The organism is Saccharothrix xinjiangensis, from assembly GCF_039527585.1.
Classification (GTDB): Bacteria; Actinomycetota; Actinomycetes; order Mycobacteriales; family Pseudonocardiaceae; genus Actinosynnema; species Actinosynnema xinjiangensis.
Genome location: NZ_BAAAKE010000001.1, coordinates 700,340 through 723,247 on the forward strand (window position 1 = coordinate 700,340; position 22,908 = coordinate 723,247).

Sequence of the window (22,908 nt, forward strand, 5' to 3'; positions counted from 1 at the left end):
CCCCGGCCGGCGCGACCGCGCCGGCCGGGGAACCCCGACGCCCTAGTTGGGCTTGAGCACGTCCAGGCCGAGGAACGGGCGCAGCGCCCGCGGGACCACCACGGAGCCGTCGGCCTGCTGGTGGTTCTCCAGGATGGCCACGATCCACCGGGTGGTGGCCAGGGTGCCGTTGAGCGTGGCGGCGATCTGCGGCTTGCCGTTCTCGTCGCGGTAGCGCACGTTCAGCCGGCGGGCCTGGAACGTGGTGCAGTTCGACGTCGAGGTCAGCTCCCGGTACGCCCGCTGGGTCGGGATCCACGCCTCGCAGTCGAACTTGCGGGCCGCGCTCGTGCCGAGGTCGCCCGCCGCGGTGTCGATGACCCGGTAGGGCACCTCGATCTTGGCCAGCATCTCCTCCTCCCAGGCGAGCAGCTTCGCGTGCTCGGCCTCCGCGTCCTCGGGACGCACGTAGGAGAACATCTCGACCTTGTTGAACTGGTGCACGCGGATGATGCCGCGGGTGTCCTTGCCGTACGAGCCGGCCTCCCGCCGGTAGCACGACGACCAGCCCGCGTACCGCTTCTCGCCGTCCAGGATCTCGTCGGCGTGGTAGCCCGCGAGGGGCACCTCCGAGGTGCCCACCAGGTACAGGTCGTCGGCTTCGAGGCGGTAGATCTCGCTCGCGTGCGCGCCCAGGAACCCGGTGCCCGCCATGATCTCCGGGCGGACCAGCGTCGGCGTGATCATCAGCTCGAACCCGGCGGCGGTGGCCTGGGCGACGGCCATGTTGAGCAGCGCCAGCTCCAGCCGCGCGCCCACGCCGGTGAGGAAGTAGAACCGCGAGCCGGAGACCTTCGCGCCGCGCTCCATGTCGATCGCGCCGAGCCGGGTGCCCAGGTCCAGGTGGTCCCGGGGCTCGAAGTCGAACTCGCGCGCCGTGCCCACGTGCTTGAGCACCGCGTAGTCGTCCTCGCCGCCCTCGGGCGCGTCGGGGTGGACCACGTTCGGGATGGCCCGGTGCAGCTCGGCCAGCTCGGCCTCGGCGGCGGACTGCTCGGCCTCGGCGGCCTTGACCCCGGCGGACAGTTCCTTGCCCCTGGCGAGCAGCGCCTCGCGCTCCTCGCCCTTGGCGCGGCCGACCTGCTTGCCGAACGCCTTCTGCTCGCCGCGCAGCGCGTCGGCGCGGGCCACCGCGGCCCGGCGGCGCTCGTCGGCGGACAGCAGCGCGTCGACCACGGCCTCGTCCTCGCCGCGCGCGCGCTGCGACGCGCGGACGGCCTCCGGGTTGTCGCGCAGAGCCTTGAGGTCAATCACGCGGAGCAGCGTAGTGCCTGGCCGTCGGGCGGCCGAACGGGATTGTCGGTGCGGTCGGGCAGGATGCCCGCGTGGCTGATCGAACGAACGACACCCCGGACCTGCCCGCCGATGTGCTGGAGGATGTCGAGGAGTACGCGCGCGGCGTCGTGCACGGCGGTTTCACCTCGTTCGAGGAGGCCGTGCAGTGCACGGCCGACTACGAGGAACGGATGACGGAGGGCGCGGCGCGCGCGGTCGTGGAGCGGGTGTGGCGGGAGCGGGCCGCCGAGCAGGAGGCGTGGCCGGAGACCACGGACGTGGACCGGTTGCTGTCCGTGTTCGAGGCGCTGGAGGCGGGCGGCGTGGTGGCCCGCGCCGACTTCACCTGCTGCCAGACGTGCGGCCACGCCGAGATCGGCGACGAGGCGGCGGAGGACGCGCACGGCTACGTGTTCTTCCACCGGCAGGACACCGAGGGCGCGGTGGACGGCGACGGCGTGTGGCTCGCCTACGGCTCGTTCAGCGAGGACGGCGACCGGACCGAGGCCGTGGGGCGCGAGGTCGCCGACGCGCTCACCGCGGGCGGCCTGCCGGTCGAGTGGGACGGGTCGGTCCGCACCCGCATCAGGGTCGGGCCGCTGGCCTGGCAGAAGCGCCTGCCGGTCGGCTGAGGGGCGCCGAGGGGCACGGAGGGGCGCGCCCCGGCGGCGCGCCCCTCCCGCGGGCGACTACGAGATGGCGACGGCGACCACGAGGCCGAGCGCGACGTGCGCGGCCGCGACCACGGCGCTGGCCGGGGCGAACCGGTCGGACTGGATCAGGGCGCCGATGTCGAGCCGGGTCACCCACTCCAGCAGCCGGACCGCGAGCACCTGCACGATGATGCCCACCAGGCCGAAGATCAGCGCCGACAGCAGGCCCTCGGCGAGCTTGCCGCCGGAGCTGTAGATCGCCACGACGATGATCAGCGCCATGCTGACCAGGCCCGCGGCGGTGACGATGACCGCGTTCGGGTGGCCGTCGCGCACCAGCGTGCTGAGCTTGCCGGGCGTGGTCCAGTCGATCGCGTAGAAGCCGAAGACCATCAGCAGCAGGCCGATGATGGCGTAGAGCGCGATGGCGCCCACGCCCTGGCCGATGGAACTGCCGAAACCGGGGTCCAACGCGAGGTTGGTGATCACTGACCCTCCAGGGGGTGCGGGTTGGGGATGTGCGCCGCCGGTGAAGGAGCCGGTGACGGGATCGGTTCGCCGGGGTACGTGCCCATCAGGCGATCCGGTGCGGCACGAACGTCGCGCCGTCGTCGGTGACCAGCCCGACCGTCTCGCGGATGCCGAGGCCCGCCGAGGCGTCGCCCACGACCCACGCGCCGAGCGCCGGCCGGTAGCCGTCGAACTCGGGCAGCGGGTCGAACAGCTGGTAGACGAAGCCCTCCTTGCCGTAGACCCCGGTGGTCTGGGTCTCGTAGCCGGGGGCGACGATCTGGATGTTGGCGCCCTCCCGGCCGAGCCGCGGCTTGCGCACGTACTCGGTCAGCAGGCCGGGGTCGTCCAGGAACGCGGGCAGCAGGTTGGGGTGGCCCGGGTACATCTCCCACAGGATCGCGAGCAGCGCCTTGTTGGACAGCAGCATCTTCCACAGCGGCTCGACCCACAGGGTGGCGGGCAGGCTCTCCACGGCGAAGCGGCCGAACTGCTCCTCGGCCACCCACTCCCACGGGTAGAGCTTCACGACCGTGCCCATCGGGGCCTCTTCGAGGTCGACGAACCGCTTGAGCGCCGGGTCCCAGCCGATCTCCTCGATCGCCAGGCCCACGGTGTCCATGCCCGCCTCGGCCGCGGTCTCCTGGAGGTAGGCCACGGTCACGTGGTCCTCGCCCGAGGGCTCGGAGCCGGACCAGGTGAAGTGCACCTCGTTGGACGGCAGCCGCGAGGTGATCTCCGCCCAGCGCTCGACCAGCTTCTCGTGGATCGAGTTCCACTGGTCGTCGTCCGGGTGGACGTCGGTCTTCCAGTTCCACTGGACGACCGACGCCTCCAGCAGCGACGTGGGCGTGTCGGCGTTGTACTCCAGCAGCTTGGCCGGGCCGCCGCCGTCGTAGCGCAGGTCGAACCGCCCGTAGACGTGCGGGTCGCGGCGCTTCCACGACTCGGCGATCGCGGGCCACAGCCACTCGCCGATGCCGAAGTCCCGGTAGCGCTCGGTGACCACGACGGTGTCGACGGCCTCCAGGCACATGCCGTGCAGCAGCTCGACGTCCGCCTCCAGGGACAGGACCTCGCTCATGTCGAACACGTAGTGCGCGGACTCGTCCCAGTACGGCCGGGGGCTGCCGTCCGGCCGTTTGCCGGGCGCGCCGAACACCAGCCCCTGGTCGGAGACGGTGCGCTGCCAGTTCGGTCGGGGCGTGGAGGACTCGCGACGCACTCAGCTGCTCCCGCTCTTGCTGCCGCTGGAGACGCCGAAGCCGCCGCGCTGGATCACCTTGCCCGAGGACGTGGAGACGTTCGCGCCCTTGGGCAGGGTGTAGCTGCCACCGCTGACCTTCTGGCCGACCGGGGTGCTCGGACCGCCGTAGTGGTAGCGGTAGGAGTTGCCGCCGATGTAGAAGAAGCCGCCGCTGTGGTACCCGCCGTGGCTGCTGACGTAGTTGTCGTCGCAGTAGTCCTCGTCCACGACGACGCCGTCCATCGTGCACTGGGCGTCGACCTCGTCGGGGCTGGCGGCGGCGTACCAGATGGCCACCACGCCCACCACGCCGACGGCCACGCCGCCGCCGATCAGCAGCCGTTTGCGCAGCTTCTTCTTGCGCTTCTCCTCGGCCTCGCGGGCCAGCTCGGCCTCGCGCTCCTGCTCCGCGACCTGGGCCCGCGCCCGCTGCTCGGCCACCGTCGGCGGCCGGGGCTTGGTCTTGCCCGGCTCCTGGTTGCGCACCTGGCCGCGCCCGGTCTGCCGAGGCGCCCCCTGCTGGGGCGTCGGCTTCGGCGCGGGCACGTACGGCGGCGGCGAGCCGCCAGGCGCGTTCGGCCCGTTCGGTGCACCACGACCCGGACCGCGCTGGTCGGGCGCGCCGGTGTTCCCGGTGTTGTCGTTCTCAGTCATCAGCCACTCCCGGCGGGGACGGTACCCAGGTCGGCCGCCATTTGGGTGACGAGTGTCCAATTAGCAACACTCGGCACCCGCCCGGTGGGCGTCTCGGTCGGCACAGGCATCATTGTGTAGATGTCCGCGAACGCCCGTTGGTTTCGTCGTGGTGACCACATGGTCATGCTCGGCGCGTCGGCTGGCGCGTTCACGCTGCTCGTGCTGAGCACCTTCACGTCCTGGCCGGCGGGCGAGGGCACCTCGCTCCAGGGCGGGACGACCCCGGTCAACCCGGTCCTGGTGGCCCAGGCGGGCGAGTGCCTGAACTGGACGAAGAAGGACCTGTCGGACATCGCGAAGGTCGACTGCTCCGCCCAGCACCTGTTCGAGGTCACCGGGGTCGCCGACATCTCCGCCGCGCACGGCCCGCAGGCCCCGTTCCCCGACGACGCGCAGTGGCAGGAGATCAGCCAGGAGTACTGCTCGCGGGAGTCGCTGGAGTACCTGGGCGGCGAGTTCGACCCGTTCGGCAAGTACACCGTCGGCCCGCTCAACGCCGGCTCGCGGCTGTGGGCCGAGGGCGACCGGACCGTGCGCTGCGGCCTCCAGGTGGCGGGCCCGGCGGGCGGCCTGCTCCCGGCCTACGGCACCGCGCGAGCCCAGGACCAGTCCGACGTCTACGACCCGGGCGTGTGCCTGGGCATCACCGAGGCCCGGTCGGTCGGCGACCCGGTGGAGTGCGCCAAGCCGCACACGTTCGAGATCGTCGGCGTGGTGGAGCTGCCGCCGGGCGACTACCCGCCGCCGGAGCAGCAGGAGCAGGTGCTGTCGACCGAGTGCGACCGGATCGCCCGGGAGTACACCGGCGACGCCGACCTGAGGGCGCGCGACCTGCTCGTCTCGTGGGACACCAGGGCGCCCGAGAGCTGGGCCGCGGGCTCGCGGCTGGCCAACTGCAAGGTCGGCGCGGTGCCCCAGGACAACCTGCTGGTGGCGTGGGAGGGCAGCGTGCGCAACCCGGACGCGCCGCCGCTGATCACCTCGAACCCGCCGCAGACCACGACCGTGCAGCAGGACGAGCCGACCGGCGCGCCCCTGCACTCGCAGTCCAGCTCCGCCGACGGGTCGGCCACGCCGACGTCCTCCGCCGAGGACGACGACGAGCCGAGCCGGACCACGACACCCAGCACGACCGAAACCACCACGACGAGGTGACGACGTGCCGGTGGAGATGTCCCGTCAGCGGTTCGAGGAGCTGGTCTCCGAAGCCCTCGACCTCATCCCGCCCGCCTTCGCCGCGGCCATGGACAACGTGGTGGTGCTGGTCGAGGACCGCCACCCCGACGAGCCGGACCTGCTCGGCCTGTACCACGGCGTCGCGCTGACCGAGCGGACGACGGACTACGGCGGGGTGCTGCCGGACCGGATCACCCTCTACCGCGAGGCGCTCCTCGACCTCTGCCGGGACGAGGACGAGGTCGTGGACGAGGTCGCCATCACCGTCGTGCACGAGGTCGCCCACCACTTCGGCATCGACGACGACAAGCTGCACGAGCTGGGCTGGGGCTAGGTCACCGCACGGCCGGCACCGGCTCCCGGCGGCGCGGCGACCGCCGGCGCGCGGCGGCAGGCGGCTAGCCCACCAGGGCGCGGTAGAAGGTGGCCGGGTCGCCCGCCAGCGACGCCTTCACGTGCGCGCTCCAGTCGTCGACCACGACCTCCGGCGCGTCCGCCTCGACGCCGTCCAGGGCGACGCGCGCCACGTCGGCCGGCTGGTTGATCGGGTCGAGGCCCGTGCCCGCGATCATGTCGGTGTCGGCCGTGCCCAGGTGCAGCGCGGTGACCAGGGTGCCCTGGCCCGCCAGTTCGAGCCGGACGCCGTTGGTCAGGCTCCACTGGGCGGCCTTCGCGGCGGCGTAGGCGCCGGTGCCCGGCGCGGAGAACCACGACATCGCCGACAGCACGTTGACGATCGCGCCGCCGCCGTTCGCGGCCAGCACGGGCGCGAACGCCCGCACCACGTCGAGCGTGCCGTAGAAGTGGGTGTCCATCTCCAGGCGGATCTTCGCCAGGTCGCCGGTCACCAGGTCCTGCGCGGTGTTGACGCCCGCGTTGTTGACCAGGAGGTTCACGTCGGTCGCGGCCCGTGCCGCGGCGGCCACCGAGTCGGGGTCGGTGACGTCCAGGCGCAGCACCTCCGCGCCCGGCAGGTCGACGGTCTCCGGGTCCCGGGCGGTCGCGTACACCTTGGCCGCGCCCCGTTCGAGCAGGTGGCGGGCGAAGTGCCGGCCGATGCCGCGGTTGGCGCCGGTCACCAGGGCGGTGGAGCCGTCGATCCTCATAGCGGTAACTCCTGTTCGATCACGTCCACGCCGGTCCACGACGTGCACAGCCAACCGTTGGGGGTGCGTTCCAGGACCACGCGGCCGGTGTTGGGCAGCAGGCCGGCGCGGGCCAGGCCGGGGCTCACGTTGGCCGCCAGCGCCAGCGCCGCCATGCGCAGCGACGCGCCGTGGCTGACCAGCACCGCGGTCTCGCCGTCGCGGTGCCGCGCGGCGACCCGGTCCACGGCGGCCAGGTAGCGGTCGAGGACCTGGCGGCCGCTCTCGCCGCCGGGCAGCGGCACGTCCAGCTCGCCCTCGCCCCACCGCTTCGCCACCGCGATGAACGCCTCGAACGCCTCGCGGTCGTGCCGACCCTCCAGGTCGCCGCAGAAGACCTCCTGCACGCCCTCCACGACCTCCACGTCGAGGCCGTGGGCGGCGGCGACGGGCGCGGCGGTCTGCTGCGCGCGCACGGCCGTGCTGGCGTAGACGGCGGCCACCGGCTCGTCCGCCAGCGCCTCGGCCAGCGCGGCGGCCTGCGCCACCCCGGCGTCGGTCAGCGGCGGGCCCGGCGGGAGCGAGTCCAGGGCCATCTTCACGTTGGAGGCGGTCTCGCCGTGCCGCACCAGGACCAGCTTCACGCGTCCTTCCCCTCTCTCACGGCGGCCACCCACCCGGCGGCGGCGACGAACTCGTCGTTGCCCGCGGGCGTCCCGCCCGGCTCGGCCTTCGGGTAGGAGCCGAGGAACCTGATCTGCTGGCAGTGCCGGTGCAGGCCGGCCAGCGCGTCGCCCACCCTGGGCTCGGCGACGTGGCCGTCCAGGTCCACGTAGAAGCGGTACTCGCCGAGCCGGTCCTTGGTGGGGCGGGACTCGATGCGGGTCAGGTTGATGCCGCGCAGCGCCAGCTCCGCCAGCAGGTCCGCCAGCACACCGGGCCGGTCGCCGACCGTGCACACCACGGACGTCCGGTCGTGGCCGGTCGGCTCGGGCAGCGGGCCCGGCCTGCGGACCAGCAGGAAGCGGGTCTTGGCGTCGCGCACGTCGGCCACGTCGGTGGCCAGCACCTCCAGCGGGTAGTGCCGGACGGCGACCGGCGCGCTGACCGCGGCGTCGAACTCGCCGCGCAGCACGGCCCGCGCCGCGGCGGACGTGGACGTGGTGGCGACCACGTCGGCGTCGGGCAGGTGCTCGGCCAGCCAGTGCCGCACCTGCGCCAGCGCGTGCGGGTGGCTGGCGACCGTGCGCACGGGCTCGTCGCCCGGCCGCTTGAGCACGCTGAACCGCACCGGCAGCACCGCCTCGGCGACCGCGACCAGCGGCTCGTCCTCGGTCAGGGCGTCCATGGTGGCGGGCACGGCGCCCTCGACGGAGCTCTCCACGGGCACGCAGGACGCCTCGGTCTCCCCGCGCCGGGTCGCGGCCAGGGCGGCGGGCACCGTGTCGAACGGGACCAGCTCCTGCTGCGGGGTCGCGAAGCCGCGTGCGGCCTGCTCGGTGAACGTTCCGCTGGGGCCGAAATAGGCGAGCACGCCCGCAACGATACGAGGAGCACGCCCGGTGATCGGCGTTGAGGCGAGGATCACCCGCCCGGCGGGGCCCCGCCCCCGTTCCGCTGCAACGGGTTCTCCTGGAATGCTGGTGCGCGTGTCCGCCGATACGGAGGGTGAGATCAACGCTCCGGTAGCAGTTCCCCGTCTGGTGCTGTGCGCCGTCGACGAACCACTGGCCCTCGCGTGGGGCTCGGTGGCAGACGGCAGGTCGGGCGTCGAGGTGCACCGGGGCTCGGTGCTCGACATCGTCGCCGAGGCCGTGGTGAGTCCCGCGAACTCCTCCGGCTGGATGCGCGGGGGCATCGACGCGGTGTACGCGCGAGCGTTCCCCTTCGTCGAGGACCACGTGCGCAGCGCGGTCCTGGGCCTGCACGGCGGCGAGCTGCCGGTGGGCGAGGCGTTGATCGCGCCGACCGGCGAACCCGAGCCGGAGTGGCTGATCAGCGCGCCCACCATGCGACAACCCGGCGAGCTGCTGCCGGGTGACACCGTGCACCCGTACCTGGCGGCGCGGGCCGTGCTGCGGCTGTGGCTCGACGGGCGGCTGGAGGACGGCAGGCCGGTGCGCGAGGCGGTGCGCACCATCGCCATGCCGGGGCTGGGCACCGGTGTCGGCGGGGTCGCGCCGACCACGTGCGCGCGCCAGGTCGCGGCGGCGTGGGACGAGGTGTTCAGCCCGCTGCCCAGGCGCTGAGCTGTGGACAACCCTGTGGACAACGCGGTGATCGCTGTGGACAACTAGCGCGGGGCGACCCATCGCTCCAGGTCCAGCTCATCGGTGATGGGGATGCCGTAGTCGCCGACGCTGGGGATCTCCGGCTTGAGGCGGCGCGACTCCCGCACCGCGTCGGGGCGCAGCGCGGCGAGCCGGAACCCGCGGCGCTGGTAGAAGCGCAGGGCGTCGAGGTTGTCGTTGGTCGTGGTGAGGCGGACGCGGTTGCAGCCCAGCTGCCGGGCGCGCCGCACCGCGGCGTCGACCAGCGAGCTGCCCACGCCCCTGCCTCTTCGCAGCGCGTCGACGGTGACGATCTCCAGGTGGCCGTCGAAGGCCGAGTAGGTGAGCAGCCCGACGACCTGCTCCTGCTGCTCGACCAGGAAACCGGGCAGGCTGGCCGGGAAGAACACCTGCCCGTGGGCGACGGCCGTGTGGGAGCCCCACAGCTCCAGCACAAGTCGGCCGACGACGATCCGGTCGGCTTCCTCGATCGCGCGTACGAACATGTCCTGCACTGTGTTGGTGACCGGGCGTGGCCGGTACCGGCATTCGCCCTATGGTTGGTTCGTGCCGGTGCGAGTGTTGCTCGTGGACGACCACGAGGTGGTCCGCAGGGGCCTGCGCGAGCTGCTGGAGGACGAGGACGACATCTCGGTGGTCGCGGAGGCGGGCGGCGTGGCCGAGGCGCTGGTCCGGGCGTCCGCCGCGCGGCCCGACGTGGCCGTGGTCGACGTCCGCCTGCCCGACGGCGGCGGCGTCGAGCTGTGCCGGGGCCTGCGGGCCCTGCCGGGCGGGCCGCGGTGCCTGGTGCTGACCGCGTTCGACGACGAGGAGGCCCTCGTCGGCGCGATCATGGCGGGCGCGTCGGGGTACCTGCTGAAGCAGGTGCGCGGGCAGGACCTGGTGCACGCGGTGCGCGAGGTGGCGGCCGGCCGGTCGCTCCTGGACCCCCGGACGACGGCCCGCGTGCTGGACCGCATGAGGCGCCCGGTGGAGGTCGACGTGCTCGACGCGCTGACCGAGCAGGAGCGGCGGGTGCTGGAGCTGATCGGGGAGGGGCTGACGAACCGGCAGATCGCCGAGAGGCTGTTCCTGGCGGAGAAGACGGTGAAGAACTACGTGACGGCGGTGCTGTCGAAGCTGGGGATGGAGCGGCGCACGCAGGCGGCGGCCTGGGTGGCGCGGCGGTCGGCGCGGTAGCGGCGGTCCCGGGCGCGGGCGCGCTCAGCCGCCCAGCGGCACGTGCCAGTTGATCGTCGTCCCGGTGCGGTGCGACGAGGTGATCTCGCACCCTCCCCCGGCCGCCAGCGCCCGCTCCTCCAGGTGCCGCAACCCGCGCTTGGCCACCCCGCGCGGGATGCCGCACCCGTCGTCGCTCACGGTCAGGTCCAACCGGTCCGGGTCCCGGCGCACGACGATGCCCACGTGCCGCGCCCCCGAGTGCCGCACCACGTTGGACAGCGCCTCCCGCAGCGCCGCCCGCGCGTGGTCGGCCAGGTCGGCGGGCACGTCGGCCAGGTCGCCCTCGGTCCGCACCTCCGGCTCGTACCCCAGCAGCTCGCCCGCCGTCCGCGCCTCGGCCAGCACGGAGCGCTCCAGGTCGGCGTCCGACGGCCTCCCGGGGTCGGCGCTGCGCAGCGCCCGCACGGTGGCCCGCACCTCCGCCATGGTCTGGTCGAGCTGGTCCACGGCGTCGGCCAGCCTGCGCGCCTCCCGACCCTCCAGCTTGAGCCGCCGGTCGAGCAGGTCCAGTTGCACGCCCGTGGCGTAGAGCCGCTGGATGATCACGTCGTGCAGGTCGCGGGCGATCCGCTCCCGCTCCTGGTAGACCGCCACGCGCTGGCGCGCCGTCGACCCCTCGGCCAGCACGACCGCCAGCCCGGCCTGCGCGGCGAACGCCGCCAGCACGTCCACGGTGTCCGGCCGGAACGGCGCGGCGCCCTTGCGCCGGTACACCGCGAGCGCCCCGATGCGGCGCTCCCTGGTCCCGAACGGCGCCACCGCGAACGGCCCGTACCCGCGCAGCGCCTTGGGCACGAACGGCGCGGTGCGCGGGTCGGTGGTGAAGTCCTCGGCCACCACGGGCACGCCGGTCCGCGCCGCCCGCGCCGCCGACGACCGGCTCGACAGCACCACGCCCACCGGGTCGACGTCGCCGGAGGACGCCTCCACGGTGAGCGTGCCGTCGTCGGCGGTGACCATCGCCAGCCCGAGGTCGGCCTCGGCCAGCTCCACCGCGTGCCGCACCACGAGCGGCAGCACGGCGTCCGGGTCGTCGCCGGCGAGCGCCGCCGAGGTGATCTCGGTCGACGCGGCGAGCACGCGCGCGGGGTCCACGAGGGTCAACGGTAGGCCCCGGCCCGCACCCGCACCCGGCCCCCGTCGACCTCCAGCACCAGGTCCGCGCGCTCCGCCTCCTCCGGCCGGTGCGTGACGTGCACGACCGTGCGGTCCCGCAGCACGTCGTCCAGCCGGTCGAGCAGGGCCCGCGCGGTGGGCTCGTCCAGGTGCGCGGTCGGCTCGTCGAGCAGCACGAGGTCGCCGTCGCGCAGCAGCGCCCGCGCCAGCGCCACCCGCTGCGCCTCGCCGCCGGACAGCAGGGTCGGGCCGATCGCGGTGCCCAGGTCGAGCGACACCCCGGCGACGCCCAGCGCCCACGTGAGCCGCTCGTCGTCGGCGTGCGGGTCGCCGAGCTTCAGGTTCTCGCGCACGGTCGTGGACACCAGCATCGGCTCCTGGGGGCACCAGGCGACGCGCCCCGGTCGCGCGACGGCGCCGCGCGACGCGCCCACGAACCCGAGGAGCAGCGCGAGCAGGCTCGACTTGCCCGCGCCGGACGGCCCGACCACGGCCACCTTCGACCCGGCGGGCACGTGGAGCGCCACGTCCTCCAGCACCGGTTCGGCGCTCTCCGGCCAGCGCACCGCGACGCCGTCGAGCGAGACGTCGCGCGCTCCCCGGACCTCGACCGGCGGGGGCGGCGGTTCCACGACCCTCCCGTGGGCCTCGCGCAGCGCGGCCCGGTGCTGCGCGGCGGGCGGCAGGGCGCTCAGCACCTCGGCCAGCGCCAGCGGCACCAGGCCCAGCACCGGCGCCAGCAGCGGGTCGACGCCGCCCGACAGCCCGACGCACACCGCGGCGGCCAGCCCGGTGGTCAGGTGCACGACGCCGATCGCCGCGCCCGCGCCCAGCGCCTGCCGCCGCGCCAGCCGGGCCAGGGCGGCGTCGCGCGCGGCCAGCTCGGCCCGCACCGCCCGGTCCGCGCCGAACGCGATCAGGTCCGGCGCGGCCGTGAGCAGGGTCAGCACCCGCTCGGACACCTCGCGCCGCCCCCGCGCCAGCACGGCCGTGGCGCGGCGCTCGGCCAGCACGGCCACGGCGGGGGCCAGCGTGCCGCCGACCAGCAGCGCCACCGCCAGCGCCACCCCGGCCAACGGCTCGACCAGCGCGAACAGCAGCACCGCGGCCGCCGACGCGCCCACCGCCACCAGCGGCGGCTGGAGCACCCGCGGCACCAGGTCGCGCACGGTGTCCACGTCGTCGACGAGCCGGGTCAGGTCGGCCCGACCCGGCCGCAGGCCGCGCCACAGCCGGACCCGCAGCGCCTCGGCGTGCCGGAACGCGGCGTCGTGCGACACCAGCCGCTCCAGGTACCGCAGCACCCCCTTGGCCAGTGCGAACGTCCGCACGCCCACGACCAGCACGGACAGCGTGAGGATCGGCGGCTGGGTGGCGGCCCTCGCGATCAGGTGGGCCGCCAGCGCGGTCAGCGCCACCCCGCTCAGCGCGGCCGCCGCGCCCAGCGCCGCGCCGGCCAGCAGCCGGGCGGTGGGCCGGGGCGAGCGCGGGGTCGCCGCGCGGCGCGGCAGCCGTTCGACCGGCCGCCCGGCCTCGACGTCGTCGGCGCCCTCGACGGACCGGTGCATGGCCAGCACGACCGCCGCACCGCCCGCCGCGGCCCGCTCGACCGCCGCCATGACCTTGGCGGCCGTCGCCGGGTCGAGGTGGGCGGTGGGCTCGTCCAGCAGCAGCACGGACGCGCCGTCCCGGACCTTCGTCAGCGCCCGCGCCACGGCCACCCGCTGCCGCTCGCCGGTCGACAGCTCCGCGATCGGCCGCGCCACCAGGTGGTCGGCCGCCACCGAGGCCAGCACGTCCCGGTCGACGCGCCCGGTGGTCAGCTCCAGCTCGTCGGCGACCGTGCGCCCGGCGAACGCGGGCCGCTGCGGCACCCACGCGATCGCGCCCCGGTCGACCGACACCGAACCGCCGTCCGGCCGCACGAACCCCAGCAGCACCCCGAACAGCGTCGACTTGCCCGCGCCGCTGGGCGCGTCGAGCCGGTGCACCTCGCCGGGCCGCACCCGGAAGCCCACCCCGTCCGGCGCGAACCGGCCGCGCCGCCGCACCCGCAGGTCGCGGACCTCGACCCCGGTCACGCGCGGCGACCCGGCGGGCGCCTCGGGCTCCGGGATCTCCGCGACCCGCCGCACGGCCTCCACGCCGTCCTCGGAGGCGTGGTGCGCCGCGCCCGCCGCCCGCAGCGGCAGGTAGCACTCGGGCGCGAGGATGAGCACCACGAGCCCGACGACCAGCGCCATCTCGCCCGACACCAGCCGCAGCCCGATGCCCACCGCGATCAGCGCCACCGACAGGGACGCCACGACCTCCAGCACCAGCGCGGACAGGAACGCCACGCGCAGCGTGCCCATGGTGGCCCGGCGGTACCGCTCGCCGACCTCGCGCACGGCCTCCGCCTGGGCGGCGGCCCGCCCGAACGCGGTGAGCACCGGCAGCGCCCGCACCAGCTCGGCCAGCCGGCCGGACAGCCGCTCCAGCGCGGACGCCGCCTCGGCGACCCGCGCCGAGGTGAACTTGCCGATGAGGATCGCGAACACCGGGATCAGCGGCAGGGTGACCGCGATCAGGACCGCCGAGGTCGGGTCGGTCCACAGGACCCACGCCCCGACCAGCGCCGGCACCACCGCGGTGGTGACCAGCGCGGGCAGGTAGCGGGTGAAGTACGCGTCCAGCGCGTCCAGGCCCTTCGTCGCCACCACGGCCAGCTCGGCGGGCCCGCGCGCGACGATCCACGACGGCCCCAGGCCCAGCGCGCGGTCCAGCACGGCGGCGCGCAGCTCCTCCTTGGCCCCGGCGGCGGCCCGCGCCGCGACGGACTCGGTGGCCCACGCGAGCAGCGCCCGCGCCACGACAGCGGCGGCCAGGACCGCGAGCGAGCCGTCGGCCACGATGGCCTCGGCCAGCGCGACGGCCTGCCACACGAGCGCGCCCGACGTGGCGACGGCCAGCGCCGCGCACGCGGCCAACGCCCGGCGCGCCGATCGCGAGAGCGACGGCAGCGCGCCGAGCGGGCCTCTCCCCGGCTTCTTGGCGGAAGGGGCTCCGGGGGAGCTCATGACCCGTGACCGGCGGGCGCGTGCGCCGGCGGGATGTGCCGGGTGCCGATCCGCTTGCGGAACACCCAGTAGGTCCACCCCTGGTAGACCAGCACGGCGGGCATGCCGAACGCGGCCACCCACGTGATCACGGTCAGCGCGTACGGGCTGGACGCCGCGCCGGCCACGGTCAGCGACCACGCCGGGTCCAGCGTGGACGGCAGCACGTTCGGGTACAGCGCGCCGAACAGCGCCGCCACGGTCGCCGCCACCGCGACGCCCATCAGCGCGAACGCCTGGCCCTCGCGCCCCAGCACCAGCCGGCCCCAGGCGCCGAGGGCGGCCAGCGCGACCGCGATCGACGCGGCCCACGTCCACGCGCTGCCGAACCTGAGCTGCACGGCCAGCAGCAGCACCAGCAGCGGCAGCAGCGCGAACGGCGCGGCCCTCAGCGCCAGCCGGCGGGCGCGGTGCCGCACGTCGCCCTCGGTCTTCAGGGCCAGGAACACCGCGCCGTGGACCAGCGCGTACCCGGCCACGGCGACCGCGCCGAGCAGCGTCTCCGGTGTGATCGCCGCGAACGGCGAGCCGACCCGGTCGCCCGCCGCGTCCAGGGGCAGGCCGAACACGTTCACCGACAGGACCAGGCCGACGCTCAGCGCGGCGGTCCACGAGCCGCCGACGATCACGGCGTCCCACGCCCGCCGCCACCGCGCCGAGTCGACCTTGCCGCGGTACTCGAACGCCACGCCGCGCCCGATCAGCGCGAGCAGGAACAGCACCAGCGGCAGGTAGGCGGCGCTGAGCAGCGAGGCGTACCAGTCGGGGAATGCGGCGAACGTCGCGCCCACCGCCACGATCAGCCACACCTCGTTGCCGTCCCACACCGGGCCGATGGTGTTGATCAGCACCCGGCGCCCGGTCTCGTCGCGCCCGAGCACGGGCAGCAGCATGCCGACGCCGAAGTCGAAGCCCTCCAGGAAGAGGTAGCCCAGCCACAGCAGGGCGATCACGCAGAACCAGAGCGTCTCCACGGCTCCCCCGCTCTCAGTAGGCGAACGACAGCACGTCGTCGTCCTTCTTCTCGTCCGTCTTCTCCTCCTGGTCCGGCAGCACGCCCGCTACCCCCGCGCGGACGTACCGCCGGACCAGGAACCCCTCGACGACCGCCAGCACCCCGTAGACGAGCGTCAAGGAGATCAGCGACGTCAACACCTCCCCCGGTGTCGACGACGACACGGCGCGCGCGGTGAACATCCACACGCCGTCCACCCCGCCGGGGTTGGGCACCACCACGAAGGGCTGCCGGCCCATCTCGGTGAAGATCCAGCCGGAGCTGTTGCCCAGGAACGGCGTGGCGACGCTCGCCAGCGCGAGCCGCGGGAACCACCGGCCGCCCGGCACCCGGCCGCCGCGCGTCAGCCACAGGACCAGCAGGCCGGTCGCGGCCGAGATCGCGCCGAACCCGATCATCAGCCGGAAGCCCCAGTAGGTGACCGGCAGGTTGGGCACGTAGTCGATCGGCTGCCCCGACAGCTCGCCCAGCCGCTCGTCCACCGGGTAGTTGGTCCCGTACCGCTCCTGGTACAGCGGCACCAACTCCTGGATGCCCTTGACCTCGGTGGAGAAGTCGCCGTGCGCCAGGAACGACAGCAGCGCGGGCACCGTGACGCTCTTGACGTCCTCGCAGTCGGGCCGGCTCACGTCCCCGATCGCGAACACCGAGAACGAGGCGGGCTCCTCGGTGTGGCACAGCGCCTCGGCCGCGGCCATCTTCATGGGCTGCTGCTCGAACATCAGCTTGCCCTGGAGGTCGCCGCTGATCGCCAGGCCGGCGAACGCGGCCACCCCGACCCACGAGCCGAGCTTCACCGACGCGCGCCAGACCGCTCCCTCTTCGGTCCGGCCACGCCGGGCGCCCCGCCACAGGTGCCACGCCGCGATGCCCACCAGGAACGCCCCCGCGACGGCGAACGCCCCGAAGACCGTGTGCGGGAAAGCGGCCAGCACGGTGCTGTTGCCCAGCACCTCCCAGATCGAGGTGAGCCGCGGCCGCCCGTCGACCACCTCCACGCCGACGGGGTGCTGCATCCACGAGTTCGCGGCCAGGATGAAGTAGGCCGACGCGATCGTGGCCAGCGAGAACGCCCAGGCGCAGGCCAGGTGCGCCCGCTTCGGCAGGCGGTCCCAGCCGAAGATCCACAGGCCGAGGAAGGTCGACTCGACGAAGAACGCGACCAGGCCCTCCATGGCCAGCGGGGCGCCGAAGACGTCCCCGACGAACCGCGAGTAGGCGCTCCAGGTCATGCCGAACTGGAACTCCTGCACGATGCCGGTCACCACGCCCATGGCGAAGTTGATCAGCAGCAGCTTGCCCCAGAACTTGGTCATGGCCAGGTACTTGCGGTCGCCCGTGCGGACCCAGGCGGTCTGCATGGTGGCCACGAGCAGCGACAAGCCGATCGTCAGCGGCACCATGAGGAAGTGGTAGACGGTGGTGATGCCGAACTGCCACCGCGCCAGGTCGAGAACGTCCACGACTCGAAGTTAGGCCGGTGAGCAGGGCCTTTTCAGGTCCGAGGGTCCTGTCGGGACCGGGACCTAGGTCCTGTCCCTGATCGGGCGCCGAGCGGGCGCGCCGCGCCGGTTGACGTCGTGGGCCCGTTCCTCGCACCCGCCCCGGTGTCCGGCAGCGACGGGGTCCTCCGCACCCGGCTCGTGGCCCGCGTGGGTTCCGTCACACTCCCCCATCCCCCTGACTGCGGTTACGATGGGTGACGCCAGAGGGGAGTAGTTCCCTCGACCCCACGCGGGTCGAGGCGAGGCGATCGACAGACTGATCCTCCGGGATCCGGTCCCTCACCCGTCTTTTCGAAGAGGGCGAACGAGACCTCCGGCCGGGCAGCGCACCACGCCCGGTCGGGGTCGTGCTGCCTCCGTCCGGGTATTCCAACCCTCGGAGGTAGATCCCGTGGCACCTGAGCTCCTCGCGGCCGTGACCGCGTTCGCGATCATCTTCCTGGCCGAGTTGCCGGACAAGACCATGGTCGCCACCCTCGTGCTGACCACCCGTTATCGGGCGTGGCCGGTCTTCGTCGGCGTGACCGCCGCGTTCGCGGTCCAGTGCGTGGTGGCCGCCACGTTCGGCGGCGTGCTGACCCTGCTGCCCGACCGGGTGGTGGCGGGCGTGGTCGCGCTCCTGTTCGGCGTGGGCGCCTTCCTGCTGATCAAGGAGGGCTTCTCGAAGGACGACGACGAGACCGACTCGGCCTCCGGCGGGACCGGCCAGGTCACGTTCCTGCGGGCGGCGCTGACCTCGTTCGGCGTGCTGTTCGCCGCCGAGTGGGGCGACGCGTCCCAGCTGGCGACGGCGGGGCTGGCGGCGCGGTACGGGACGCCGGTGTTCGTGGGGCTGGGCGCGTTCCTGGCGCTGACCACCGTGGCGGCGATCGCGGTGCTGGTGGGGCGCAAGATCGCGTCCCGCATCCCGACGCGGGTGGTGCAGCGGGTGAGCGGGTTCCTGTTCGCCGGGTTCGCGCTGGTCGCGCTGTGGCAGGCGACGATCGCCTGACGTCGGTGGCGCGGGGCCCGTCAGTCGAAGGCGGGCACCGCGTCCAGCGCGGGCAGGTGGCCGATGCCCGCGCCCACCTCGGCGTTCGTCAGCACCGCCCGCACCCGGTAGTGGGGTTTCGAGGCGGTGCCCAGCTGGTCGTAGACCAGCACGTAGTCCCAGGCGTGCTCGCCCGGCGCGTCGAGGTCCTCACCCCTCCCCTCGACGGCGTCGAGCCACACCCGCCGCGCCGGGGAGACGCCCCGGCGCCAACCCCCACCGTCGAGGGGACCGCCGTCCGCCGACGGTGGGAGGTCGAACGAGTTCCGGCTGACCGCCACCAGTTCCGCGGCCACTTCGTCGGACGAGACCTTCGCGAACAGGTCCTCCCGTGCCGCGGGCGACCAATCGACTCGGTACACGGAAGACATTCTCGAACCCACCGGTCCGGGGCGCTCGTGAATTGGTGACAGGTCACCCGTACAGCCCATTCGATTGACTCAGAAGAGTGCCGATCTACCGACTTTTGCGGTTCTTGAACTGTTCGAGCACCTCTTCCGGGGAAATTCCCTCACACCTGTCATCTGCCCGGCGGTCGTTCAGCTCGGCCGCGATCGGTCCGTGCGAAAGGACCAGCTGCTCGATCTCGACATCCCTCAAGGGGGTGACGAGTGCGACGAACCGCCCGTGCTTGGTGATGATCGCCGGCTTGTGCGAGTCGTTGATCTCGTCCAGGACGTGGGCGGTGTTCTGGTTGAGTTCGCGCATCGTGTAGGTCTTGACGTTCGCGAGTGCCGTCTTGGTCGTCATGGGGTCTCCCGGGACCGGTCGCCGCGCCGAGGTGGCTCGCGCGCGGTCGGACGTCGTGTGAATGGTCGGAACAGCTTCAACACCCGCCGGCCACGAGCGACGGCGCCCCCCTCGCGGACCACGTGGTCCCCCACTCCGCCGGACGTCCCGGGAGCCACGACACCCGGGACGACCGCCCCCTCTCCCGCGGCGCGCCCGAGCACAGGTCGACGTCCGGGCGCGACCGCCGCGCGCCACCGGACCCGGCGCGCCCGCGGGCCGCCGCGCCGGCGTGCGCGCCCATCACCAGCCTGTGCATCCGCAGCAGGTCGGACACCGCCGGCACGTCGTCGCGCGGTCGGACCCGCTGCGCGGCGGACTCGGCGCCGCCCCTGCCGGGTTCCCTGATCACCACCGGTTCACCACCCCCTCGCATCGCCTTGTAGTATATTTGTAGTACAAATCCGTTTGTCAAGGGGGAGGTGGACGTGGAGGCCAAAGCCGCTGGTCAGGCCGACCCGAACGGGCTGGACGACACCGGCCGGGAGCTGGAGTCCCTGCGCTCGGCGGCCCGCTGGATCGTCGGCGCGTCGGCCTCCGTGCTCGCCGTGGTGGTGGCCGGCGTGCAGTTCTCCGCCATCGGCGAGGTCGACGACCTCGCCCCGACCGGGTTCGGGGTCGCCCTGCTGGCCGCCCTCACCGCGCTCACCTGCACCGGCGCGGTCCTGTGGCTGGCGGCCCGCGTCCTCGTGCCGCCGCGGTGGACGATGACGGAGCTGGCCCACGTGGAGCTGACCGAACCGGAGAAGTGGGCCGGGCACTGGGCCAACGCCGAGCTGCGCGGCAGGAGGGCGCTGCTGGCGCCCCTGTCGGAACTGCGGCTCTCCCACCTGTACCGGCACCACCGGGCGCTGTTCGTCGCCTCGGTCGAACTGGTCGAACGGGGGCGGGCGGTCGTGGAGAAGGACCTGCTGGGCACGACCGGCGCGCGGGTGACCTACCACGCGGGCGCGCAGGAGGACGTGGACCGGCTCCACCAGCGCCTGCACCTGGCGGAGCAGCTCTCCGAGCGCGTGGTGGACACCGTCAACCTGGCGGACGTCCACCGCCGCTACCGGCGCCTGATCGGGCTCCTGCCCTGGCTGGGCGGCGCCGCCCTGGTGGGGGTGGCGACGTTCGTCCTGGTCACCGCGCCCCCGGGCGGGACGCCGGTGACCGGTCCGGTCGAGGTCCAGGTCCGGTTCACCGAGGACCCGGACGCCCTGGCGGACGCGGACCTCCCGCCCGGCTGCCGGGGCCTGACCGTCACCGGCGTCGCGGTCGGCGGGACCCTGGAGGAGCCGGTGGTCACGAGCATCGAGCGCGCGGAGTGCGTCCTGCGGCAGGTGGAGCTGCCGAAGGGGACGGCGGCCGTCATCCCCTCGGTGCCGAAGAGCTAGCGCGTCCCGGTGAACCCGGCCCCCGGGCGCGCCCGGCCGGTTTCGTCACCGCAACGCGTCGGCGACCTCCTGAGCCGCCCGCACCACCTGCGGGCCCACCACGTCGCCGTCCAGCTTCTCCAGCGCCACCACGCCCACGCTGGCCCGCAACCCGGGCACGCCGCGCACCGGCGCGGCCACCCCGAACGCGCCGGGCTGGAGCTCGCCGGTCGAGTGCACCCACTGCCGCCCCTCCGGCGACAGCCCGATGGCCTTGCCCGCCGCGCCCCGGTGCACCGGGTGCCGCGACCCGACCCGGTAGGCGACGTGGTAGGCCGTCCACGACGGCTCCACCACGGCCACCGCCTGCGCCTCGGTCCCGTCGGCCACGGTGAGGTGCGCGGTGGCGCCCACGTGCTCGGCCAGCGTCCTCAGCGCGGGCTGCGCCGCCAGCCGCAGCTGCGGCAGCACGTTGGACGCCAGCCGCAGCACGCCGAGGCCGAGCCGCACCTTGGAGCCCTCCCGCCGCACCAGCCCGCGCGACTGGAGCGGCACCAGCAGCCGGTACACGGCGGCCCGCGACGCGCCGATGGCCGCGGCCAGCTCGCTGATCGACGGCGCCTCCGACTCGGCGTCGGCCACCGCCTGGAGCAGGGCGAGGCCCCGCTCCAGGGTCAGCGAGCTTTCCTTCGAGGCGGGCGCGGGCAGCCGGCCGCGAGGATCAGGTCTGACCAACGCCCCGCCCCTCGTCGGCGGGCGCGATCGTGCCGACCACCTCGGCCAGCCCGACGAGCGAGCCGTTCTCCCCCGGCGCCGTCGCGGTGATGCGCACCGTGTCGCCGTCCTCCAGGAACGTCCGCTCCTCGCCGTCCCCGTCCCCGTCGCCGAGTCGGATCGGCTCCGCGCCGCCCCAGCTCAGCTCCAGGAAGGAGCCGCGCTCGTCGCGGTTCGGGCCGGACACGGTGCCCGACGCGATCAGGTCGCCCGGCCGGACCGTGGCGCCGTTCACCGACAGGTGCGCGAGCTGCTGCGCGAAGGTCCACGACATCTCGCGGAACGGCGGCCTGGACACCACGGTCCCGTTCCACTCGACCTCGATGGCGATGTCGAGGCCCCACGAGATCTCCTCGCGCAGGTAGGGCAGCACGTCGTTGCCCAGCGGCGGCGGCGTGACGCGGGCGACCGCGAAAGCCTCCAGCGGCGTGACCCACGCCGACACGGACGTGGCGAACGACTTGCCCAGGAACGGCCCGAGCGGCTGGTACTCCCACGCCTGGATGTCGCGCGCGGACCAGTCGTTGACCAGCGCCACCCCGAACACGTGGTCGGCCGCCCGCGACGGGGTCAGCCGCGACGCGACCGGCCCGCCGCACACGAACCCGACCTCGGCCTCGATGTCCAGCCGCGCGGAGGGCCCGAACACCGGCCCGGACGACGACCGCCGCTGGCCGTGCGGCCGCACCACGGGCGTCCCGGAGACGACGACCGTGCCCGCGCGGCCGTGGTAGCCGACGGGCAGGTGCGTCCAGTTGGGCAGCAGCGGGTCGCCGTCGGGCCGGAAGATGCGGCCCACGTTCTCCGCGTGGTGGCGCGACGAGTAGAAGTCGACGTAGTCGGCCACGGTGAACGGCAGCACGGCGCCGCTCAGGTCGACCAGGGACGCGGCGCGTGGCGCGGACGTGGCGTTCACGACCTCCACCAGCCGTGCCCGCAGCTCGCTCCAGGCGGGCCGTCCGGCGGCCAGCAGGGCGTCGAGGGAGTCCCCGGCCACCAGCGGCTCCAGGCGCTCGCCCAGGGCCAGCCCGCGCAGCGGCAGCGCGGAGTCGCCCACCCGCACCGCGATGCCGTGCGGCAGCACGCCGTAGGGCAGGGTCTGCGGCCCGAACGGGGCGTCCGGCGTGAACGCCGGGTCGTCGATCCAGCTCACAGCAGCCCCAGCTCCCCCAGGTCGGTGATCGGCTCGTCGAGCGAGCACGACCCGTAGGAGGCGAACACGCCGCGGACGGCGTGCGCGGCCTGGTCGGACAGCGACGAGGCCTCCTCGCCGAGCGCGGCGGCGTCCGTGCTGGACAGCGCCTCGCGCACGTCGCCGCCGGACAGCGCCCGCGCGGTGGCCACCAGCAGGTTGAGGAACCCGTGGTGGGTGAAGCCGGTCCCGGGGTCGGTGTGGCGGACGGCGTGGTGGAGCCCGGCCGTCGCCTTGAACGCCACACCGCCGCCGCTGACGACCGCCAGGAAGTCGGCGACCTCGTCGACGCTCGGGAAGTTCTCCCGGCTGAGGCCGCCGCAGCGCAGCTTGGGCCAGCTGCCGTGCTCGATGACGCGGCGCACGCCGTCGAGCCAGCCCGCGCCGCCCCGGCGCGGTTCCACCACGCGGATCACGTCCTCGGGCACGAACTCCGAGACGCGTTCCAGCCACACCTCGTCCACGTCGGTCGGGGCGGGCATCTCGACCATCCGCAGCGCGAGCAGCTCGCTGCGGGACTCGACGATCGACACGGCCTTGGGCACACCGCCCAGGCCGGTGTCGATGACCAGTGACAGGGCTACGGGCTTCACCGGCTTGACCTTGATCAGCTCGGTGATCAGCTCGGCCAGCCGCGACGCGGGGCACAGGAAGAGCCCGACGGCTCCCGCCCACTCCCCGGTGCGCGCGTCGAGGTGACCGCGCACGGCGTCGGGCATCGACGCGTTCCCCGGCGGGAACAGTGCGGCGTCATCTACAAGCCTCGCGAGCAGGGGCGGAGTGCCGCGTGGACCGGGCGCACGGAGTTCGAAGGCGCTTGACACGGCTGACACGCTAGT

Annotated in this window: 25 protein-coding genes; 7 read left to right on the forward strand and 18 right to left on the reverse strand. The window is 74.1% G+C overall.

The genetic code is table 11. The features are described 5' to 3' along the window. Positions 1-42: 42 nt before the first annotated feature. The gene (gene serS, locus ABD223_RS03320) at positions 43-1,293 is read right to left on the reverse strand and encodes a serine--tRNA ligase (RefSeq protein WP_344034317.1); all 1,251 of its coding nucleotides are present in this window, start codon (positions 1,291-1,293) and stop codon (positions 43-45) included. Between the two features lie 71 nt (positions 1,294-1,364). On the opposite strand from serS, the gene ABD223_RS03325 reads away from it, so the two are divergent. After that, a complete protein-coding gene (locus ABD223_RS03325; RefSeq protein ID WP_344034318.1) occupies positions 1,365-1,946 on the forward strand; it encodes a DUF6891 domain-containing protein in 582 nt (193 codons plus the stop codon). A 57-nt stretch (positions 1,947-2,003) separates the two neighbouring features. Here the strand turns inward: ABD223_RS03325 and ABD223_RS03330 are convergent, their stop codons facing one another. The 3 genes from ABD223_RS03330 to ABD223_RS03340 form a co-directional block, all read right to left on the reverse strand. Beyond that, complete coding sequence (locus ABD223_RS03330; protein WP_344034319.1) at positions 2,004-2,456, reverse strand: DUF350 domain-containing protein; 453 nt, start codon at positions 2,454-2,456, stop codon at positions 2,004-2,006. Positions 2,457-2,541: 85 nt separating this feature from the next. Beyond that, positions 2,542-3,702, reverse strand: coding sequence for a glutathionylspermidine synthase family protein (locus tag ABD223_RS03335; protein WP_344034320.1), 1,161 nt, complete (start codon positions 3,700-3,702; stop codon positions 2,542-2,544). Then, a complete protein-coding gene (locus tag ABD223_RS03340; RefSeq protein WP_344034321.1) occupies positions 3,703-4,377 on the reverse strand; it encodes a hypothetical protein in 675 nt (224 codons plus the stop codon). A 120-nt stretch (positions 4,378-4,497) separates the two neighbouring features. Here ABD223_RS03340 and ABD223_RS03345 point away from each other — a divergent pair, with 120 nt between their 5' ends. Next, complete coding sequence (locus tag ABD223_RS03345) at positions 4,498-5,574, forward strand: septum formation family protein (RefSeq protein WP_344034322.1); 1,077 nt, start codon at positions 4,498-4,500, stop codon at positions 5,572-5,574. 4 nt (positions 5,575-5,578) lie between these two features. Then, positions 5,579-5,929, forward strand: coding sequence for a metallopeptidase family protein (locus ABD223_RS03350; RefSeq protein WP_344034323.1), 351 nt, complete (start codon positions 5,579-5,581; stop codon positions 5,927-5,929). Between the two features lie 64 nt (positions 5,930-5,993). Here the strand turns inward: ABD223_RS03350 and ABD223_RS03355 are convergent, their stop codons facing one another. From ABD223_RS03355 to pheA, 3 genes are read right to left on the reverse strand one after another with little or no spacing between them, the layout of a single operon-like run. Then, on the reverse strand, positions 5,994-6,701 hold the full coding sequence (locus tag ABD223_RS03355; protein ID WP_344034324.1) for an SDR family oxidoreductase: 708 nt from the start codon (positions 6,699-6,701) through the stop codon (positions 5,994-5,996). After that, positions 6,698-7,324, reverse strand: a complete 627-nt coding sequence (locus tag ABD223_RS03360) for a histidine phosphatase family protein (protein WP_344034325.1) — start codon at positions 7,322-7,324, stop codon at positions 6,698-6,700. Before ABD223_RS03360 ends, ABD223_RS03355 begins: the two co-directional genes overlap by 4 nt. Further along, positions 7,321-8,214, reverse strand: a complete 894-nt coding sequence (gene pheA, locus ABD223_RS03365) for a prephenate dehydratase (RefSeq protein WP_344034326.1) — start codon at positions 8,212-8,214, stop codon at positions 7,321-7,323. Before pheA ends, ABD223_RS03360 begins: the two co-directional genes overlap by 4 nt. Positions 8,215-8,317: 103 nt before the next feature. Here pheA and ABD223_RS03370 point away from each other — a divergent pair, with 103 nt between their 5' ends. After that, entirely contained in the window at positions 8,318-8,929 is a 612-nt protein-coding gene (locus ABD223_RS03370; protein WP_344034327.1) for a macro domain-containing protein, read from the forward strand. 44 nt (positions 8,930-8,973) lie between these two features. On the opposite strand, the gene ABD223_RS03375 is transcribed toward ABD223_RS03370, so the two are convergent. After that, positions 8,974-9,456 (reverse strand): GNAT family N-acetyltransferase, encoded by a 483-nt coding sequence (locus ABD223_RS03375; protein WP_344034328.1) that lies wholly within the window; start codon positions 9,454-9,456, stop codon positions 8,974-8,976. A 61-nt stretch (positions 9,457-9,517) separates the two neighbouring features. Between ABD223_RS03375 and ABD223_RS03380 the strand changes: the two genes are divergently transcribed. Beyond that, positions 9,518-10,150 (forward strand): response regulator, encoded by a 633-nt coding sequence (locus ABD223_RS03380; protein WP_344034329.1) that lies wholly within the window; start codon positions 9,518-9,520, stop codon positions 10,148-10,150. 24 nt (positions 10,151-10,174) lie between these two features. Here the strand turns inward: ABD223_RS03380 and ABD223_RS03385 are convergent, their stop codons facing one another. From ABD223_RS03385 to ABD223_RS03400, 4 genes are read right to left on the reverse strand one after another with little or no spacing between them, the layout of a single operon-like run. After that, the gene (locus tag ABD223_RS03385; protein WP_425563914.1) at positions 10,175-11,296 is read right to left on the reverse strand and encodes a GAF domain-containing sensor histidine kinase; all 1,122 of its coding nucleotides are present in this window, start codon (positions 11,294-11,296) and stop codon (positions 10,175-10,177) included. Then, complete coding sequence (cydD, locus tag ABD223_RS03390) at positions 11,293-14,367, reverse strand: thiol reductant ABC exporter subunit CydD (RefSeq protein WP_344034331.1); 3,075 nt, start codon at positions 14,365-14,367, stop codon at positions 11,293-11,295. The genes ABD223_RS03385 and cydD overlap by 4 nt, the downstream gene beginning before the upstream one ends. Then, on the reverse strand, positions 14,364-15,380 hold the full coding sequence (gene cydB / locus ABD223_RS03395; RefSeq protein WP_344034332.1) for a cytochrome d ubiquinol oxidase subunit II: 1,017 nt from the start codon (positions 15,378-15,380) through the stop codon (positions 14,364-14,366). The genes cydD and cydB overlap by 4 nt, the downstream gene beginning before the upstream one ends. Before the next feature lie 13 nt (positions 15,381-15,393). Further along, positions 15,394-16,884, reverse strand: a complete 1,491-nt coding sequence (locus ABD223_RS03400) for a cytochrome ubiquinol oxidase subunit I (protein ID WP_344034333.1) — start codon at positions 16,882-16,884, stop codon at positions 15,394-15,396. Positions 16,885-17,317: 433 nt separating this feature from the next. Between ABD223_RS03400 and ABD223_RS03405 the strand changes: the two genes are divergently transcribed. Further along, the gene (locus tag ABD223_RS03405) at positions 17,318-17,917 is read left to right on the forward strand and encodes a TMEM165/GDT1 family protein (RefSeq protein ID WP_344034334.1); all 600 of its coding nucleotides are present in this window, start codon (positions 17,318-17,320) and stop codon (positions 17,915-17,917) included. Positions 17,918-17,937: 20 nt separating this feature from the next. On the opposite strand, the gene ABD223_RS03410 is transcribed toward ABD223_RS03405, so the two are convergent. The 3 genes from ABD223_RS03410 to ABD223_RS03420 all read right to left on the reverse strand — a co-directional run bounded on the left by ABD223_RS03410 (position 17,938) and on the right by ABD223_RS03420 (position 19,121). Next, entirely contained in the window at positions 17,938-18,318 is a 381-nt protein-coding gene (locus ABD223_RS03410) for a hypothetical protein (protein WP_344034335.1), read from the reverse strand. 94 nt (positions 18,319-18,412) lie between these two features. After that, positions 18,413-18,706 carry a type II toxin-antitoxin system Phd/YefM family antitoxin gene (locus tag ABD223_RS03415; protein ID WP_344034336.1) on the reverse strand — a complete coding sequence of 98 codons (294 nt, stop codon included), beginning with the start codon at positions 18,704-18,706 and terminating at the stop codon, positions 18,413-18,415. Positions 18,707-18,782: 76 nt separating this feature from the next. Continuing rightward, complete coding sequence (locus ABD223_RS03420; protein WP_344034337.1) at positions 18,783-19,121, reverse strand: hypothetical protein; 339 nt, start codon at positions 19,119-19,121, stop codon at positions 18,783-18,785. A 52-nt stretch (positions 19,122-19,173) separates the two neighbouring features. Between ABD223_RS03420 and ABD223_RS03425 the strand changes: the two genes are divergently transcribed. Further along, positions 19,174-20,124 (forward strand): hypothetical protein, encoded by a 951-nt coding sequence (locus tag ABD223_RS03425; RefSeq protein WP_344034338.1) that lies wholly within the window; start codon positions 19,174-19,176, stop codon positions 20,122-20,124. 45 nt (positions 20,125-20,169) lie between these two features. Here the strand turns inward: ABD223_RS03425 and ABD223_RS03430 are convergent, their stop codons facing one another. From ABD223_RS03430 to ABD223_RS03440, 3 genes are read right to left on the reverse strand one after another with little or no spacing between them, the layout of a single operon-like run. After that, positions 20,170-20,838: an IclR family transcriptional regulator gene (locus tag ABD223_RS03430; protein WP_344034339.1), complete on the reverse strand. Its 669-nt coding sequence runs from the start codon at positions 20,836-20,838 to the stop codon at positions 20,170-20,172. After that, positions 20,825-22,030 carry a fumarylacetoacetate hydrolase family protein gene (locus ABD223_RS03435; RefSeq protein WP_344034341.1) on the reverse strand — a complete coding sequence of 402 codons (1,206 nt, stop codon included), beginning with the start codon at positions 22,028-22,030 and terminating at the stop codon, positions 20,825-20,827. The genes ABD223_RS03430 and ABD223_RS03435 overlap by 14 nt, the downstream gene beginning before the upstream one ends. Further along, positions 22,027-22,893 (reverse strand): hypothetical protein, encoded by an 867-nt coding sequence (locus ABD223_RS03440; RefSeq protein ID WP_380646230.1) that lies wholly within the window; start codon positions 22,891-22,893, stop codon positions 22,027-22,029. Before ABD223_RS03440 ends, ABD223_RS03435 begins: the two co-directional genes overlap by 4 nt. Between the last annotated feature and the right edge of the window lie 15 nt (positions 22,894-22,908).

Bases quoted from the DNA above. Each gene is read 5' to 3' on its own strand.
- ABD223_RS03340 (WP_344034321.1), bottom strand. From the start codon at position 4,377: ATGACTGAGAACGACAACACCGGGAACACCGGCGCGCCCGACCAGCGC.
- ABD223_RS03345 (WP_344034322.1), top strand. From the start codon at position 4,498: ATGTCCGCGAACGCCCGTTGGTTTCGTCGTGGTGACCACATGGTCATG.
- ABD223_RS03355 (WP_344034324.1), bottom strand. From the start codon at position 6,701: ATGAGGATCGACGGCTCCACCGCCCTGGTGACCGGCGCCAACCGCGGC.
- ABD223_RS03370 (WP_344034327.1), top strand. From the start codon at position 8,318: ATGCTGGTGCGCGTGTCCGCCGATACGGAGGGTGAGATCAACGCTCCG.
- ABD223_RS03375 (WP_344034328.1), bottom strand. From the start codon at position 9,456: ATGTTCGTACGCGCGATCGAGGAAGCCGACCGGATCGTCGTCGGCCGA.
- cydD (WP_344034331.1), bottom strand. From the start codon at position 14,367: ATGAGCTCCCCCGGAGCCCCTTCCGCCAAGAAGCCGGGGAGAGGCCCG.
- ABD223_RS03415 (WP_344034336.1), bottom strand. From the start codon at position 18,706: ATGACGACCAAGACGGCACTCGCGAACGTCAAGACCTACACGATGCGC.
- ABD223_RS03420 (WP_344034337.1), bottom strand. From the start codon at position 19,121: ATGCGAGGGGGTGGTGAACCGGTGGTGATCAGGGAACCCGGCAGGGGC.